Annotated in this window: 15 protein-coding genes; 6 read left to right on the forward strand and 9 right to left on the reverse strand. The window is 73.9% G+C overall.

Features of this window, described 5'->3' with window-relative positions:
* Nucleotides 1–3: 3 nt before the first annotated feature.
* Both OG242_RS06020 and OG242_RS06025 read right to left on the reverse strand, forming a co-directional pair.
* Nucleotides 4–609, reverse strand: a complete 606-nt coding sequence (locus OG242_RS06020; RefSeq protein WP_405897147.1) for a DUF1349 domain-containing protein — start codon at nt 607–609, stop codon at nt 4–6.
* Nucleotides 606–2,126, reverse strand: a complete 1,521-nt coding sequence (locus tag OG242_RS06025) for an aldehyde dehydrogenase (NADP(+)) (protein ID WP_405897148.1) — start codon at nt 2,124–2,126, stop codon at nt 606–608. The genes OG242_RS06020 and OG242_RS06025 overlap by 4 nt, the downstream gene beginning before the upstream one ends.
* A gap of 169 nt (nt 2,127–2,295) precedes the next feature.
* Here OG242_RS06025 and OG242_RS06030 point away from each other — a divergent pair, with 169 nt between their 5' ends.
* From OG242_RS06030 to OG242_RS06055, 6 genes are all read left to right on the forward strand, one after another.
* Nucleotides 2,296–3,066 carry an IclR family transcriptional regulator gene (locus OG242_RS06030; RefSeq protein ID WP_405897149.1) on the forward strand — a complete coding sequence of 257 codons (771 nt, stop codon included), beginning with the start codon at nt 2,296–2,298 and terminating at the stop codon, nt 3,064–3,066.
* 235 nt (nt 3,067–3,301) lie between these two features.
* The gene (locus tag OG242_RS06035) at nt 3,302–4,564 is read left to right on the forward strand and encodes a sensor histidine kinase (protein WP_405897150.1); all 1,263 of its coding nucleotides are present in this window, start codon (nt 3,302–3,304) and stop codon (nt 4,562–4,564) included.
* The gene (locus tag OG242_RS06040) at nt 4,561–5,220 is read left to right on the forward strand and encodes a response regulator (protein WP_405897151.1); all 660 of its coding nucleotides are present in this window, start codon (nt 4,561–4,563) and stop codon (nt 5,218–5,220) included. The genes OG242_RS06035 and OG242_RS06040 overlap by 4 nt, the downstream gene beginning before the upstream one ends.
* A gap of 90 nt (nt 5,221–5,310) precedes the next feature.
* Nucleotides 5,311–6,756 carry a penicillin-binding transpeptidase domain-containing protein gene (locus OG242_RS06045; protein WP_405897152.1) on the forward strand — a complete coding sequence of 482 codons (1,446 nt, stop codon included), beginning with the start codon at nt 5,311–5,313 and terminating at the stop codon, nt 6,754–6,756.
* Between the two features lie 98 nt (nt 6,757–6,854).
* Nucleotides 6,855–7,433 carry a SigE family RNA polymerase sigma factor gene (locus OG242_RS06050; RefSeq protein ID WP_405897153.1) on the forward strand — a complete coding sequence of 193 codons (579 nt, stop codon included), beginning with the start codon at nt 6,855–6,857 and terminating at the stop codon, nt 7,431–7,433.
* A complete protein-coding gene (locus tag OG242_RS06055; protein ID WP_405897154.1) occupies nt 7,430–8,152 on the forward strand; it encodes a hypothetical protein in 723 nt (240 codons plus the stop codon). The genes OG242_RS06050 and OG242_RS06055 overlap by 4 nt, the downstream gene beginning before the upstream one ends.
* A gap of 15 nt (nt 8,153–8,167) precedes the next feature.
* On the opposite strand, the gene OG242_RS06060 is transcribed toward OG242_RS06055, so the two are convergent.
* From OG242_RS06060 to OG242_RS06090, 7 genes are all read right to left on the reverse strand, one after another.
* The gene (locus tag OG242_RS06060) at nt 8,168–9,259 is read right to left on the reverse strand and encodes a pectinesterase family protein (RefSeq protein ID WP_405897155.1); all 1,092 of its coding nucleotides are present in this window, start codon (nt 9,257–9,259) and stop codon (nt 8,168–8,170) included.
* A gap of 67 nt (nt 9,260–9,326) precedes the next feature.
* On the reverse strand, nt 9,327–10,670 hold the full coding sequence (locus OG242_RS06065) for a polysaccharide lyase family 1 protein (RefSeq protein ID WP_405897156.1): 1,344 nt from the start codon (nt 10,668–10,670) through the stop codon (nt 9,327–9,329).
* A 65-nt stretch (nt 10,671–10,735) separates the two neighbouring features.
* On the reverse strand, nt 10,736–11,554 hold the full coding sequence (locus OG242_RS06070) for a rhamnogalacturonan acetylesterase (RefSeq protein ID WP_405897157.1): 819 nt from the start codon (nt 11,552–11,554) through the stop codon (nt 10,736–10,738).
* Nucleotides 11,555–11,655: 101 nt separating this feature from the next.
* The gene (locus OG242_RS06075) at nt 11,656–12,990 is read right to left on the reverse strand and encodes an ABC transporter substrate-binding protein (RefSeq protein ID WP_405897158.1); all 1,335 of its coding nucleotides are present in this window, start codon (nt 12,988–12,990) and stop codon (nt 11,656–11,658) included.
* A 79-nt stretch (nt 12,991–13,069) separates the two neighbouring features.
* The gene (locus tag OG242_RS06080) at nt 13,070–14,611 is read right to left on the reverse strand and encodes a family 43 glycosylhydrolase (protein ID WP_405897159.1); all 1,542 of its coding nucleotides are present in this window, start codon (nt 14,609–14,611) and stop codon (nt 13,070–13,072) included.
* On the reverse strand, nt 14,608–15,435 hold the full coding sequence (locus OG242_RS06085; RefSeq protein WP_405897160.1) for a PmoA family protein: 828 nt from the start codon (nt 15,433–15,435) through the stop codon (nt 14,608–14,610). The genes OG242_RS06080 and OG242_RS06085 overlap by 4 nt, the downstream gene beginning before the upstream one ends.
* Entirely contained in the window at nt 15,432–16,613 is a 1,182-nt protein-coding gene (locus OG242_RS06090; protein WP_405897161.1) for a Gfo/Idh/MocA family protein, read from the reverse strand. Before OG242_RS06090 ends, OG242_RS06085 begins: the two co-directional genes overlap by 4 nt.
* Nucleotides 16,614–16,616: the final 3 nt, after the last annotated feature.

The following is a 16,616-nucleotide window of genomic DNA, read 5'->3' on the forward strand; positions in this document are numbered from 1 at the left end:
CCGTCAGCTTCCGTCGCGGAGGTCGGCGAGGCCCTCGGGCCGGAAGGCGATCCGGTCGAAGGTCACCTCGCAGCCCTCGCCGGTGGGCGACTGGGCGAGGAAGCCGACGGACGCGGTGGCCGCCTGCTCCGGGGTGCCGAGGGTGAAGACGCGGACGAAGGTCCACTTCTCGCCGTCGGCCGAGGCGTGGAGCGCGAAGGCGTGGCCCGTACGGCTGAGCCGGAGCCAGTGGCTGTCGCCTTCCACGACGTAGGAGTTGACGTCGTCGGAGTGGCCCCGGGTGACCACGGTGCAGATGGTCGGGCGCTCCGGGGAGAGCTCAAGGCAGAGCTTGGCCCATTCCCGGTCGCCGGCGTGCAGGTAGAGCACGCCCGCGTCGAAGGCGGCGGCGAAGCCCACCTTCACCCGGGCGATGAGCTGGAAGTCGCCCGCCGGGGCGGCGCCCAGCAGCCGGGGGGCGTCGCTCTCCGGTTCCAGGCTCTCGCCGCCCGGCGGGACGAAGCGGTCCTGCCGGGCGCCCGCGCGTCCGGTGAGCACGCCGTTCTCGTACGCCCAGCCGCCGTCGGGGCCGTGCGGATCGAGCGCGAAGGGGAGTTCGGGGAGGTTCATGCGGGTCGTCCGTTCACGCGGCGGGGCAGGCCCAGCGGGTTGTCCTCGCGCAGCTCCGGCGGGAGGAGCGCGTCGGGGGTGGTCTGGTAGCTGACCGGGCGCAGCCAGCGTTCGATCGCGGTGGCGCCGACCGAGGTGGAGGTGGAGGTGGTGGCCGGGTAGGGGCCGCCGTGGTGCTGGGCGGGGGCGACGGCGACGCCGGTCGGCCAGCCGTTGACGAGGACCCGGCCGGCGAGCGGGGTGAGCGCGGCGAGGAGGCCGGCGGCGCTGCCCTCGGCCTCGTCGGATGCGATGTGGAGGGTGGCGGTGAGGTTGCCGGGGAGGCGGGTCAGGACGGCGGTGATCTCGTCCTCGGAGGCGTAGCGCGCGACGACGGTGACGGGCCCGAAGCACTCCTCCAGGAGCGCGTCGTGCGGTCCTTCGGCGGTGAGCAGCCGGGCCGGGACGGTCAGGAAGCCGGCCGCGACGGTGTGCTCGCCGCCCGCGCCGGGGGTGACCGGGGCGTCGACCTCGGGGAGCGCGGTCCGCTCGGTGACTCCGGCGAGGAAGGCGTCGCGCATCCGGTGGTCGAGCAGGACGCCGGCCTCGGAGTCGCTGACGGCCTCGGTGAGGGCCTTCAGGAAGCGGTCGCCGCCCGCGCCCTCGGGGGCGAGGACGAAGCCGGGCTTGGTGCAGAACTGGCCGGCGCCCATGGTCATCGAGCCGGCCAGGCCCGCGCCGATCTGCTCGCCGCGCTCGGCAGCGGCGGCCTCGGTGACGACCACGGGGTTGAGGGAGCCCAGCTCGCCGTGGAAGGGGATGGGGGCCGGACGGGCGGCGGCCGCGTCGAACAGGGCGCGTCCGCCGCGCACCGAGCCGGTGAATCCGGCGGCGGCGACGAGCGGGTGCCGGACGAGGGCGACGCCCGCTTCGAAGCCGTGCACCAGGGTGACGACGTCCTCGGGCAGACCGGTGCGCGCGGCGGCCCGGCGCAGCACGGAGGCGCAGAGCTCGGAGGTCGCCGGGTGGTCGGGGTGGGCCTTGACGACGACGGGGCAGCCGGCCGCGAGGGCGCTGGCGGTGTCGCCGCCCGGCACGGAGAAGGCGAGCGGGAAGTTGCTGGCGGCGTACACCGCGACGACGCCGAGCGGGATCTTGTAGCGGCGCAGGTCGGGCCAGGGCGGGGTGCGGGTGGCGTCCGCGTGGTCGATGTGGACGTCGAGGTAGGCACCCTCGTCCACGACCTCCGCGAAGGCCCGCAACTGGGCTGCGGTGCGCGCGAGTTCGCCGGTCAGCCGGGCCGGGCCGAGGGCGGTCTCCGCGTCGGCGGCCTCGACGACGTGGTCACCGGCCTCGGTGAGCAGCTCGGCCGCCGTGCGCAGGAACGCGGCGCGCGTGGCGCGGTCGGCGAGGGAGCCGCGTACCGCGTGGGCGGCGCGGACCGCGCGGTCGACCTCCTCGGCTGTGGCCTCCACCGCAACCTGCTCACGCGGGTTCCCGGTACGGGGGTCGACGCTCCAGACTGGTGCTGCTGCCACCGTGTTTCCTTCCGCTCCACTGCCGCACATCAGAAGTCGTCCGGTATAAGCTGTTCGGTATTCTGAACAGCGTTCCTGAACGTGAATGTGAAGCGACTCTATTTCCGGGCGTTCGGTGTTGGCAAGAAGTCGCAGGGTTTCGTCGGCGGGGTGAAAGGGGCACAGGGCGATGTCGGTTCCCGAGTCGGGTGGGGCGCAGGTCAAGTCGGCGGTACGGACGGTCGAGCTGCTGGAGTACTTCGCGGGGCGGCCCGGCATGCACTCGCTCGCCGCGGTCCAGGAGGCCGTCGGCTACCCCAAGTCCAGCCTCTACATGCTGCTGCGCACCCTGGTCGAACTGGGCTGGGTGGAGACCGACGCGACCGGCACGCGCTACGGGATCGGCGTACGGGCCCTGCTGGTCGGCACCTCGTACATCGACGGCGACGAGGTGGTCGCCGCGGCCCGCCCCACCCTGGACCGGCTCTCCGACGACACCACGGAGACCATCCACCTGGCCCGGCTCGACGGGACGAACGTGGTCTACCTCGCCACCCGCCAGTCCCAGCACTACCTGCGCCCCTTCACCCGCGTCGGCCGCCGGCTGCCCGCGCACTCCACCTCGCTCGGCAAGGCGCTGCTGGCCACCTACAGCGACGAGCAGGTCCGCAAGATGCTGCCCGAGACACTGCCCGCGCTCACCGAACACACCCTGACGGACCGGGAGAAGCTCATCGAGGAGCTGCACCAGATCCGCGAACAGGGGTACGCGGTGGACCGCGAGGAGAACACGCTGGGGCTGCGCTGCTTCGGCGTCGCCGTCCCGTACCGCACCCCGGCCCGGGACGCCGTCAGCTGCTCGGTGCCGGTCGCCCGGCTCACGCCCGCGCACGAACAGCTGGTCAAGGACGCGCTGTTCGACGCGCGCGACCGGCTGACGCTCGCCACCCGCAGGCTCTGACACCTCCGGTCCGTCTCCCCCGCGCGGCGGAGGCGGATCCTCATCGGGCAGGACGCGCGGGGTCGGGCCGCCGGACAGCGTGGGGGCCATGACGTCCGTCCCCGCCCGCCCCCTGCGCACCGCGCTGCGTCTACGCTGTCCGGATGCTCGTCGGGACCCTGGTGGTGACCCTGATGGTGACCCTGGGCGCGTACTTCCTGACGGAGTGCGCGGCCGGGACGCGGGGCGCCCCGGCATGACCCCGCTCCTGGGCTGGCTCGTGGGCCGGTGTGCCCGGCTGCGCTGGCTGCATCTGATCGTCGGCGGGGCGCTGCTGATGCCGTACTTCCTGGTCGGCACGGTCGTCGTCGGCCTCTACGCGCCCGGCACCAACCCCTTCACCTCGCTCTCCGCCCAACTCTCCTCCTTCGCCTACGCCTTGCCGATGGCCGCGGTCACCGCGCTGCTGCCCACGGCCCGGCTGCTGTCGGTGGCCGCCGCCCGCGCCCTGTGCGGCCTGCCGTCCGACCGGCCGCTCGCGGACGGGCCCGCCGCGTCCCGGCAGGCCCGGGCGCGCACGGCCGCCTGGTTCACGCTGCACGTGGGGCTCGGCGGGATCATCAGCGGGATGACCCTGGCGCTCGTCCCGTTCGCCGGCTACGTCATGGCGCTGCCGTTCGTCCCGGCCCTGCGTGGCTCCGCCGCCGGGGACCTCCGCCCGGCCCTGGACCACGCCTGGGTCCTGGCGCTCGCTCCCCCGGCCGGGGCGGCGATGCTCGTCGCGCTGGCCGGCTGCGCGGCGGCGGCCGGAGCCCTCCTCGCGAACCGGGCCCCGGTGCTGCTCGGCCCGGCCCCGGAGGACCGGCTGGCCGCCGCCGAACGCCGGGCCGCCGAGCTCGCGGTGCGCAACCGGCTCGCCCGGGAACTGCACGACTCGGTCGGCCACGCGCTGAGCGCCGTCACCCTCCAGGCGGGCGCGGCCCGCCGGGTCCTGGACCGCGACCCGGAGTTCGCCCGGCAGGCGCTCACCGCGATCGAGGAGACCACGCGGCGCACGGTCGGCGAACTCGACGTGGTGCTGGGCCTGTTGCGGCAGGGCACCGACGGCTCCGACGGCCTCGCGGGCCCCGGTCTGGACGCGCTCGGCGGGTTGCTGGCCCGGTGCGGGGTGCCCGTGCGGTACACGGCCGACGGCGACCCGGGCGCGGTCCCCGGACCGGTCTCGGCCGAGGCGTACCGGATCGTGCAGGAGGGCCTGAGCAACGCGCTGCGGCACGGCGTCCCCGGCTCACCGGTGCGGCTGCGCGTCGGCGTCGGCCCCCGCGAGCTGACGGTCGTCCTGGACAGCGCGCTGTCCCCGCGCCCCCCGGTGGCCCGCCCCGGCGGCGGGCGCGGCCTGACCGGAATCGCGGAGCGCGCCCTGCTGCTCGGCGGTGCCACCGGGGCCGGACCCCGCGACGACGGCGTGTGGCGGCTGGCCGCCCGCCTCCCCCTAGGCCCTGCGAAGGAGCCACGATGAGCACGCCGGTCCGGATCGTCCTCGCCGACGACGAACGCATGGTGCGCACCGCCCTGCGGGCCATCCTGGACGCCGAGGACGGCCTGGAGGTCGTCGGTGAGGCGGCCACCGGTGCCGAGGCGGTGTCCGTGGTGCGGTCGCTGCGGCCAGACGTGGTCCTGATGGACGTGCGGATGCCCGAGACGGACGGCATCCGGGCCACCGAGCAGATCCTCGCGGGCCTCGGCCCGGCCCCGCGCATAGTGGTCGTCACCACCTTCGAGCACGACGCCTACGTGTACGAGGCGCTGCGCGCCGGGGCGGCGGGTTTCCTGCTGAAGCGGGTGGCGGCCGAGGAACTGGTGCAGGCGGTCCGGCTGGTCGCGTCCGGCGACTCGCTGCTCTTCCCGGCCGCCGTGCGGCAGCTGGCCGCCGCGTACGGGACGCCCGCGCCGGCCCCCGCCCCGCCGTGGGCCGCCCGGCTCACCGAGCGGGAGGCGCAGGTGCTGCGGCTGATGGCGGCGGGGCTGACCAACGCGGAGATCGCGGGGCGGCTGGCGGTGGGCGCGGCGACGGCCAAGACGCATGTGGCGGCCGTCCTCGCGAAGACCGGCGCCCGGGACCGTACCCAGGCCGTCATCGCGGCGTACGAGTCGGGGTTCGTCACGCCCGGCTGAGCCCCGGAGCCACCGGTCCAGGATGAGGAATCGGTGAGAAGCGGCACAACCGGGAACGACACGCCGGAACCCGCACGTCCGACAAGTGGGATGAACAAGACGATCAGGCGCGCCTCGGTCTTCTGCCTGCTGCTGGTCCTCGCCCTCCTCGGGCGGGCGACCTGGGTGCAGGCGTACCAGGCCCGGGCGCTAGCAGACGACGACCACAACCGGCGGAAGATCATCGCGCAGTACGCGCAGCCGCTGGGGAACATCATCGTGGCCGGTTCGCCGGTCACGGGCTCGAAACGGACGGAGGGCAGCGATCTCGCGTACAAGCGCACCTACCGGCAGGGCGACCTCTACTCGGCCGTGACCGGCTACAGCTCGCAGGCGTACGGCTCGACCCTGCTCGAAGGGGTCTACAGCCACGTGCTGGACGGTACCGACGACCGGCTGAAGAGTCCGCTGGGCGCGATCACCGGGAAGCGGGCCGCGCCCGGTGACGTGGTGACGACGATCGATCCGGACGTCCAGAAGGCGGCGAGCGACGCGCTCGGCGACGACAAGGGCGCGGCCGTGGCGATCGACCCGAGGAGCGGGCAGATCCTGGGCATGGTCTCCTCACCGTCCTACGACCCGTCCGACATCAGCGGGACGAACGACGGCGACACCTGGAAGAAGCTGCTCGCCGACCCGGACAAGCCGCTGGTCGACCGGGCGCTGCGGCAGCCGCTCGCGCCCGGTTCGACGTTCAAGCTGGTCGTGGCGTCGGCCGCGCTGGAGAACGGGCTGTACGACTCGGTGGACGAGCCGACGAAGAGCCCCGTCCCGTACACGCTGCCTGGCACCAGCACCCCCCTGCCGAACGAGAGCGCGTCGGCGCCCTGCGAGAACGCCTCGCTGCGCGTCGCCCTCCAGTACTCGTGCAACAACGTCTTCGGCAAGGTCGCCGCCGACCTCGGGCAGGACAAGGTGCGGGCGATGGCGGAGAAGTTCGGCTTCAACGCGGAGAAGCTGGACGTGCCGGTGCGGGCCTACAAGAGCGTGTACCCGACGGACATGGACAAGCCGCAGACGGCGCTCTCGGGCATCGGCCAGTTCGAGGTGACCGCGACCCCGCTGCAGATGGCGATGGTCTCCGCGGCGCTGGCCAACGGCGGTGAGCTGGCCGCCCCGCACATGGTGTCGAAGGTGACCGACGGCGACGGCGGCACGCTGGAGGACTTCGCGGACGGCGACACGGAGCGGATCGTCTCCGAGGACACCGCGAAGCAGTTGCGCAGCGCCATGGTGACCGTCGTGGAGAAGGGCACCGGCACCAACGCCCGGATCGACGGGGCCGAGGTCGGCGGCAAGACGGGCACCGCCGAGAACGGCGTGGACAACAGCGACACCCCGTACGCCTGGTTCACCTCGTACGCCAAGTCCGGCGGCCAGGAGGTCGCGGTCGCGGTCGTCGTGGAGGATTCCGGTTCGGCCGCGTCCGAGGTCAGCGGCAACGGCCTCGCGGCGCCGATCGCCAAGAAGATGATGGAGGCGGCGCTGCGGCGGTAGACCCGGCCCTCCTGTCGAAGCGCTTGCGGTACGCTCACGCCCCGGCGGGGACGTACCCGGACGGTCCGGGCGGGGCGCACGCGAGGGACGAGGTAGCTGTGGGCACAGCAGTCGACGATGCCGCCGCCGAGTTCCACGCGTTCTTCGAGGCCCACTACGCCGAACTGGCCCGCCTCGCCCACCTGCTGACCGGTGAGGCGGACGCCGCCGACGATCTCGCGGCCGACGCCCTGCTCGCGCTCTGGCACCGCTGGGACCGGGTCCGCGAGGCCGGGCACCCGGTGGCCTACGCGCGGGGGGTGGTCGCCAACCTGGCGAGGACCCGCATCCGCAGCGCGGTGCGCGAGCGGCGCCGGATCGCGCTGTTCTGGGCGCCGCGCGGCGGCGGGGACGACGGGGCGGCCGAGGGGCCCGATGTCCCGGCGGTGGTGGACGTGCAGGAGGCGCTGCGCAGGCTGCCGTTCCGCAAGCGGGCCTGCGTGGTGCTGCGGCACGCCTTCGACCTCTCGGAGCGGGACACCTCGCTGGTGCTGGGGATCTCGGTGGGTACGGTGAAGAGCCAGACCTCGCGCGGCGTCGCGGAACTGCAGCGGCTGCTGGGGCCCGGCGGACCCGAGACGCCCGTCGCGCGGGTCCGGGTGGCCGTCGCGGCGCAGCGCGGCGGAGGAGACCGGTGAAGGACGAGGAGCTGGCCGGGCGGCTGCGGGAGGCCGCCGAGGCCCACCGCCCCGACCGGGCACGGATGCTGGCCCGTATCGAGCGCGGGATGGCCGGTGACCCCGCGGCGAGGGCCGTGCGCCCGCCGCGTGCCGCGCACCCGTGGCTGCGGGTGGCCGGGGCGACGGTCGCGGTCTGCGGGGTGCTGGCGGCCGGGGCGTTCGCCGTGACCTCGGCGGGCGACGACGGCGGTGCGCGCGGCGGGCGGGTGGCCGCCGCGCCCTCGTCCGCGTCCCCGTCCCCCACCGCGAAGGCTCCGGTGGCGCCCGGCGGGCTGCGGCCCGAGGACGGGCCGCTGTGGACGGGCGGTGTGGTCGACCCGCACAGCAACCCGTACTGGGCGCAGAGCAATGTGACGCTGCGGACGACCGAGCCGCTGTCCGCGCTCACCGTGGAGCTGCGGGTCGCCGAGACCGGCGGGGTGAACAGCACCGGCTCCTGGCGCTCGCTGCCCGAGCCCGACTTCACCGTGTCGGTGAACGAGAGCGGCGGCTACCTGGTCTACCGGTGGACGCTGCGTCCCGGGCGGACCGTGCCGGCCGGTACGCACACGTTCGCCGGGCAGTACAACCACGCGGAGGGCGACCGGGACGCCACCGGCGACTACGTGACCGCACGCGCCGTCCGCACCTCGGGCGCGAAGGCGGCGGTGGGCGACCGCTTCGGGCGTTCCCGCTGACCGGCAAGGCGCTGGCTACGGCCGCCAGTCGCCGAACCACGCGGCCGGGGTGTGCCGCCGTGCCTCGGCCCGAGTGAGCCGGGGACGGTTGGCGGGGACGGTGACGCGTGCGCCGGGGCCCGTGTTGCGGTACTCGGCGAAGCGCTGGTCCTGCCAGGGGAAACCGGCCGACATGGTGCCGTACGGCTCATCCGTGTCGATGCCCGCGCCCAGGTGGCTGTCGCGCACGGTCAGCATGGGGTGGGCGGTCGGGTCGGACGACGGCACCCAGGGGCGGGCCAGCTTGAAGTACCCGTCGGGGGCGGTGCTGGTGACGCGGGAGCGCAGGACCAGGAAGCCGTGCGGGTCGGCGCCGGCGGTGCTGGGCGCGAAGACGAAGCCGTAGGGCGCGGCGGCCAGGTCGGTACGGGTCAGGGTGCGGAAGTGGCAGCGGTCCAGGACGGCGGAGGCGCGGCCGAAGACGAAGTCGACGTCCCCTTCCGCGTAGCAGTCGCGGTAGTACTGCCGGGCGAAGGCGGTGAGGGACGCGGAGTCGGCGTACAGCGTGTCCTGGTGGCCGAGGAAGCGGCAGCCGTAGAACGCCGAGCGGTCGCCGGTCACCTTGATGGCGACGGCCTGGGTGCCGGTGTAGTCCGGGTGGTCGGCGCGCAGCCAGTCGTTGGCGAAGGTGAGGTCGCGGGCGGTGAGTCCGGCGGGCCGGGCGGTGACGGTGGCGGACCCGCTGGTGCCGTAGGTGCCCGAACCGTCGGGGCGCGGGGTGCCGTTGGCGTTGTCGTACACGATCACCGTGTCGCGTGGGTCGCCGCTCGCGCCGATGAGCGTCAGACCGGTCCGGTCGGCGGGGATGTCGACGGTCTCCCGGTAGGTGCCGGGGGCGATGACCAGGGTGCGCCCGGTTCCGGTGGCGGCGTCGACGGCGGCCTGGACGGTGGTGTGGTCGCCTCGGCCGCGCGCGTCGACGTACAGGGTCGCGCGGTCGGGGCGGTGGGCGGGTGAGCCGTAGCGGCCGAAGGGGCGGCCGTGGGCGAGGGCGGGCGGGGCCGTGCCGACGGCGAGGGCGGCGGTGGAGCCTGCGAGGAGGGCCAGGGCGGTGCGTCGGGTGGGCATGGGTGCTCCTTTGCGGGGACGGCCTCCGCCGGCGCCGCGCGGGCGCCGGCGGAGGAAGGGGCGGCTGTCAGGCGCCGGGGAGCCGGCCCGCGCCCGCGCCGAGGCCGACGACGAGCGGCACCAGCAGCGGGTGGTCGACCCGCTTGCGCAGGGTCGGGGTCCAGCCGGCGCCCGTGGTGAGCTGCTCCTCGGGGACGCCCGCGTTGTGGACGGCGATCAGGTCGGTGCGGCGGCCGTTGACCCAGTTGTCGTCGGCCGTGAGCGAGGACTCGGACCACTTCTTGAGGATCTTCGCCTTGTCGAACTCGCCGCTCAGCGTGAACGCGTTGTGCTCGGCGACGAGGTGCGACTCCGCGCCGATGCCGTACGAGTAGCCGTAGACGCTCCCCTTCGTGGCGACGAAGTGGTTGTTGTACGAGTCGACCTGGCCGAAGCGGACGCGGGGCGCGCGCTCGTTGACGTCCTTGAAGAGGTTGTGGTGCAGGGTGACGCGGAGCTTGCCCCGGTCGGTGTCCCCGGCCTTGTCGCTGTTGCCGAGGAGCATCGTCTTGTCGTGGTCCTTGAGGACGTTCCAGGAGGCGGTGACCAGGTCGGCGCCCTTGACGATGTCGAAGAGCCCGTCGTGCTGCTGGTACAGCTCGTTGAAGTAGCGGGGCTGGTCGGCGTCCGGGCGGTCCCCGTCGCTGAAGGTGTTGTGGTCGACCCAGACGTGGTCGGAGCCGTAGACGACGAGGTTGTCGTACTCGGAGTTCCAGTGGCCGGTGTCGCCGTCGGTCGGGTCCCACTGGGGGAAGCAGTCGTAGGTGTCCTCGAAGCTGATGTTGCGGACGATGACGTTGGAGACCTTCTGGATCTGGATCGAGGCGCCGATGACCGTGGCGTCCCTGCCGACGCCGATCAGCGTGGTGTTGGACGGCACGTAGACGTTGACGGCGGCCTTCTGGAGCTTGGCGGAGGCGAGCCGGGCGTCCTCCATCGGCCCGGAGGGGACCTCCTCGCGGCCCCAGGTGCCGGGGTCGTAGGCGGCGAGGTACTTGTCCAGGGTGTAGCCGTCCGTCTGGTACGCCTCGCAGTCGATGGGGTTGCCGGCGGCGTCGGCGTTGCCGTGGACGGTCCCGGCGATGCGGACGATCTTCGGCGCGTCGCCCGCGTCCTCGAAGGCGGCGATGAGTTCGGCGCGGTTGTGCACGGTGTAGACGTGGTCGGGCGTCGCGGCGGCGCCACCGGTGGTGGAGCCCTCGGCGGAGGCCCAGCCGTCGCCCTTGGCGAGGACGGCGCGCTCGACGCCCTTCTTGCCGTGGTGGTGGTGCGGGGACGCCTGCGCGGGGACGCTCAGGGCGAGGGCCAGCGAGGCGCAGCCCATCGCGACGGCGATGGCGCGGGCGTGGGTTCTGCGGGCGTGTGTGAGCATGACAAATCCTCGGTTCTGGTGCGGGACCTGTGGAATGCGGAAACGGGGGTTGGGTGGCGCGGGCGTCAGGCCTGCGGCCAGCTGATCCACGCCTCGGGTACGCGGGCGCCGAGGCGGCGCAGTTCGTACGGGGCGAGCACCCGCGCGTCGAGCAGGGCGCGAGCGGTCATCCGGGCCACTTCTATGGCGCCGGCGGGCCGGAAGTGGGTGTTGTCCTGCCGCCCGTCCGGGTAGTTGGGCGACTCGCCGGGCTCCAGCCAGTTGAAGTACGCCTCGGTGCCGTCGGGGCCGAGTTCCTGCCAGCGGGCCAGCGTGCGGGCCTGCATGTCGAGCAGGGGGACCCGTTCCCCGGCGGCCAGGGCGCGCATGGCGGCCGGGTAGTCGCCGTGGGTCGGCTTGGCGGTGCCGTCGGCGGCGAACCTGCGGCGCTCGACCGGGGTGAGCAGCACGGGCCGGGCACGCCGGGCGCGGGCCGCCGCGATGTACTGCCGCAAACAGTCCTGGTAGGTGGTGTACGGGTCGGTGCCGCGGGCCGGGTCCTCCGTCTTCTCGTCGTTGTGCCCGAACTGGATGAGCAGGAGGTCGCCCGGGCGGACCTCCGGCAGCAGGGCGGCGAGCAGTCCCTCGTCGATGAAGCTCTTGGAACTGCGGCCGTTCACCGCGTGGTCGGCGACGGTGAGGCCGTGCCCGAGGAAGAACGGCAGGGCCATGCCCCAGCCGGTCTCGGGTGCGGCGTCGGCGTACTTCTGGGCGGCCGTCGAGTCGCCCGCGATGTGCACGGTACGGGTCCGGCGGGCGGCGTTGTGGGCCGCCGCGGGGGTGGCGGCGAGCGCAAGGGGCAGTGCGGCGAGGGCGGCCGCGGTCTGCCGGCGGGTCAGTGACACGGTGGAACTGCCTCTCTCGTGGGCGGGTACGCAGGAGGGCAGAGGCGGTGGGGCGGGGCGGGCCGTCCGCACGACGGTCCCGCCGCCGGCCCCGCACCGGATCAGCCGTTGCCGATCTCCTTCCACTCCTTCTGGGCCTTGTTCAGCTCGTCGGCCATCTTGTCCAGGAAGTCCTTGGCCGTGGTCTTGCCGAGCAGCAGCTTCTGGAACTCGGGCTCGTTGTCGGCCTTGCTGATGTTGTTCCAGTCGGGCAGGTAGTACGGCAGCTGCACGATCTTGGTGGAGCCGTCGGTGAGGGCCTTCGCGGCGAGCTCGGTCGGCGCCGCCTCGCTGATCCACGGGTCCTTGGCGGCCTCGGTGTTGGCCGGGATGGCGCCCGCGGACTCGTTCCACTTGCTGTTCGACTCGTGCGAGGCGGCGAACTCGATGAACTTCCAGGCGGCCGTCTTGTTCTTGCTCGACCGGAACAGGCCGAGGCCGTCGACCGGGTTGGAGACCTGGACGCGGGTGCCGCCGTCGCCGATCGGGTTGGGCACACCGGCGAACTTGTCCTTGCCGAGGGCCTTCAGGTGGTCCTGGTAGGAGCCGAGGTTGTGACTGAGCATGCCGATGGTGCCGTTGTCGAACTGGGCGACCATCTTGGTGAAGTCGTTGTTGACGTCGGCGGAGGGCGTCGTCTTCTTGTAGAGCGCGACGTACTTCTCCAGCGCCGCCACGTTCTTCGGGTCGTTGAGGGTGGTCTTGTCGCCGTTCCAGAACTCGGTGATGCCCGACTGCCCGTAGGACGCGTCGATGGCCTGGGCGATGGAGCCGGCGCCGCCGCGGATGGTGTAGCCGAACTTGTTGTGCTTGGCGTCGGTCAGCTTCTCGGCCGCCTCGTAGAACTTGGCCCAGGTGGTGGGCGCTTCGAGGCCCGCCGCCTTGAACAGGTCGGTGCGGTACCAGAGCGCGCCGTTGTTCGCGGAGGTCGGCACGGTGTACATCTCGTCGCCGCGGCCGGCGGCGTCCTTGACGCTCTCGACCATGCCCTCGACGAGCTTGCCGTTGAGCGAGGAGTCCTTGATCCGGTCGTTCAGCGGGGTCAGGGCCTCCTGGACGACCATGTTGGCCAGGTAGGCGGTGCCGACGCCGCCGACGTCCGGCAGCCCGCCGCCCGCGATGGCCGTGTCGTACTTGGACTGCACGTCGGCGATCGGGATGGGCACGTACTTGACCTTGATGTCCGGGTACTTCTTCTCGAAGTCCTGGATGATCTCCTTCCAGACGGCGGTGCGCGGACCGCCGTTGTTGTCCCAGAAGGTGATCTCGCCCTTGCCGCTGCCCTCCTTGCCGCTGCCGCTGCCGTCGTCACCGCACGCGGTCGCGGTCAGGGCGAGCACCGCCGCGAGGGAGACGGCGGCCGTGGCACGCCCCCGCTGCGTCTTCGAGATGTTCATGATCGGCTCTTCTCTCTCGGTTCTCTCGGTTCGTACGCGTGCATGGGGGGTTTCGGTGGCCGGTGACCCGGCCGGGCGGTTACGCGGTTACGTGGAAGCGGGTGAAGCGGGCGGTCCCGGACGGGCCCGCCCCGGGCGGCGCGGTGGCGAACAGCCCGAGCAGTGCGCCGACCCAACGCCACGGGGTGGCGGCGAAGACCTGCCCGGAGGGCCGGAACCCCGCCCCGTCCCCGGTGTCCGCGAGGAAGCGGCAGCGGGCGCCCGGGGCCACCTCGATCCGCAGCCGCGCCGTGGCGGCGGGCGCCGGCCTGCTGTGCCCGGCGTCGCGCTCGGCGGTGGCGGCCGCCTCGGCGAAGCGGTGCACGAGCCGCACCCCGCCCTCCGCCCGCCGTTCGAGGCCGATCCAGGAGTAGGCGTCCCCGAGCACGGCGAGACCCGCCTTCGCCCCGGGCGCCTCGCTGTCCAGGGCGAGTGCGACCTCGGCGGTGAACGTCTCGGCGGGCAGCCGCTGGACCAGTACGTGGGGCAGGGCGCGCAGGTCGTGCGCGTACTCCGTCGCCACGCAGCTCAGCCGCAGCCCGTCCCCGGCGTGCTCGACGGTCCACCCGGGGCGCGGGTTCGCCGTCCACTGCCACTGCCTGCCGTACCGGCCGCCCGGGAAGCTGTCGTCGCAGGCCGGGGCCTCGACGGGCTGGGCGGGCAGGGCGGGCTTGCGGTGCGTGGCGACGGGTTCGCCGGCGTCCCCGACGACCGGCCAGCCGTCGTCGCCCCAGCGCATCGGCTGGAGGTGCACCACCCGGCCGTACGCCCCGCGCTCCTGGAAGTGCAGGAACCAGTCCTCACCGGCCGGGGTGCTCACCCAGGCGCCCTGGTGCGGGCCGTTGACGCCGGTCCGGCCCTGGGCGAGGACGACGCGCTCCTCGTACGGTCCGAAGAAGTCGCGGGAGCGGAACGCGCCCTGCCAGCCCGTCGCGACCCCGCCCGCCGGGGCGAGGATCCAGAACTCGCCGTCGCGGCGGTGCAGCTTGGGGCCCTCCAGGGTGAACCAGCCGGGGAGCGTGTCGGCGTCGATCAGGGTCTTGCCCTCGTCGAGGAGTTCCCGCCCGTCGGGGCTCATCCGGTGGCCGGTGAGCCGGTTCTTGATACCCGAGCGGGACTTGGCCCAGGCGTGCACGAGGTACGCCTCACCGGTCTCCTCGTCCCACAGCGGGCACGGGTCGATCAGCCCCCGTCCGGCCTTCACCAGGTGCGGCGCGGTCCACGGCCCCCGGACGTCCTCGGCGCTGATCTGCTGGATGCCGTGGTCCGGGTCGCCCCAGAAGATCCAGAACCGTCCGTCGTGGTGCCGCAGCGAGGGCGCCCACACCCCGCGGTCGTGGCGGGGCTCGGCGAACTCGGCGGCGGGCTCCAGGCGGTCCAGGGCGTGCCCGGTCAGCGTCCAGTTGACGAGGTCGCGGGAGTGGAGCAGGGGCAGCCCGGGGGCGCGGCCGAAGCTGGAGGCGGTGAGGTAGAAGTCGTCGCCGACGCGGATCACGTCGGGGTCGGACCAGTCCGCGTTGAGCACGGGGTTGCGGTAGGTGCCGTCGCCCGGGTCGGCGGTCCAGGGGCGGGTGCCGTTCACGCGGTCACCGCCCGGCGGACGAGGGCGTCGGCGCCCGCCCGGTCGAGGCGGCCGTCCGCGACGACGGTGACGATGCGGCGGACGACGGTGGCGCCCGCGGGCACGGGCAGCCGTTCGGCGGCGGCGAGGGAGGAGCCGACGCCCGGGTACTCGGCGGTGCGCACGAACCAGGGGTCGCGGCGGGTCTCCTCGGTCGCCCCGGCGAAGACCAGGGACCAGCCGTCGCCGCAGAGCGCGACCCAGTCGGCGGCCCGCCCGTGCACCGCCTCCTCGCCGTCCGCCGTCGGGCCGAACACGTCGGGCGCCGAGGCCTCCTTGGGGGCGCGCCAGAAGAAGCCGCCGTATCCGGCGCCGGGGCGGCCGTTGGTGGCGGGGCTGCCGATCGACAGGCCGGCCGGGCCGGGGTTGGTGAGCGAGAAGGAGAGGTCCAGCGCCCAGGCGGTCTCCGAGAGCGCGACGGCGGCCACCGTGCGGTGCTCGCGCAGAAGTTCGCCGCCGGCGGCCTCCCAGCCGAGTTCCTCGACGAAGCCGTCCGGGTCGCACAGCTTCCAGCCGAGGTGGCGCTGCGTGCCGTGGTTGTCGAGGACGGTGGGCCCCTGGCCCCGGACGAAGGTGCGGCCGCCCCAGAAGTTGTGGCCGGAGACGTCCGGGACGGCGACGGAGGCGCCCAGGTGGTGGACGTGGTCGGCCGGGCGCTCCTCGGTGACGGGGACGCCGGCGAGGGTGGTGACCGGGTGGAGGTAGGGGCGGCCCGCGTCGGCGGGGAGGTAGGTGTAGCGGCCGACGGGGCGGCCGGCGCAGCTGAGCAGGGCGGTGGTCGTCATGGGGAGGTCACCTCGCTGAGAGCCCAGGGGGCGCCGAGTTCGGAGAAGAGCGCGAGGGTCTCCGCGCCGGACGCGACCAGGGCGTCGATGCCGCGCACGACCCGGCGGGTGGCGCCGGAGCCGGGCACGGGGGCGGTGTGCCAGGCGTCGGACGGCAGGGGGCGCGGTTCGGGCGCGGTCCGTACGGCCTCGACGACCTCCATGAACGCGCCGGTGTGCTCCGGCGGTACGAGGAGCGGGGCGCCCTGCGTCAGGTGGGCGACCAGGTTCTCCAGGAGGTCGGTGCGGCCGTGCACGGTCTCCAGGGGGCCGTGGCCCGCGCGCTGGACGAGGACGCGGTCCTGCTTGTACCAGAACGTGATGCGGCCGCGGTCGCCGTGGACGATGACGTACGGCTCCCCCGCCTGTTCCGCGCAGAGGGTGACGGCGGCGGTGACGGGCGGCCCGGACACGGGGGTGACGCGTATGCAGGAGGTGTCGTCGGCCTCGATGTCGTGGGCGCGGAACAGTTCGGTGTCGATGGACGCGATGTCCCGGGCTGTGGTGGTGCCGGCGAGTTCGAGTGCGGTGGCGACTGCGTGGGCGAGGGGGTTGGTGAGGACGCCGTCGACGACGTCGGTGTCCCCGATCCGGCGCCGCCCGGCCCAGGGCGCCCGCCGGTAGTAGGCGTCGTCGCGGACCCAGGCGCCCGCGGCGGCGTAGCCCCGTACGGTGCCGATGGCTCCGGTGGCGACGAGTTCGCGGATGACGGGGACGGCGTGCGAGCCGAAGGACTGGAAGCCCACCTGGCAGGCGATGCCGGCCTCGCGTACTCCGGCGAGGATGCGGTCGAAGTCGGCGCGGGTCGCGGCGGGCGGCTTCTCCAGGAGGAGGTGCACGCCGCGCCCGGCGGCGGTCAGGGCGAGGGCGGTGTGGGTCTGGATGGGGGTGCAGACGACGGCGGCGCGGGCTCCGGTGGAGTCCAGGAGGGCGCCGAAGTCGGGCGACTGCTCGGGGAGTTCGCCGGCGAAGGCGTCCAGCTCGGTGTCGTCGAGCGGGGTGAGTTCGCAGATGCCGGCGAGCCGGACGAGGCCCTGGTGCTGGAGGCGGCGGATGTTGGCGAGGTGCCAGCGGCCGTGGCCCCGGGCGCCCGCGAGGACGATCGGCACGGGGGTGGCGGTGGGGGGCAGCGAGGTCATGTC

Origin of the sequence: Streptomyces sp. NBC_00727 (assembly GCF_045161745.1) — a bacterium.
Lineage (GTDB): Bacteria > Actinomycetota > Actinomycetes > Streptomycetales > Streptomycetaceae > Streptomyces.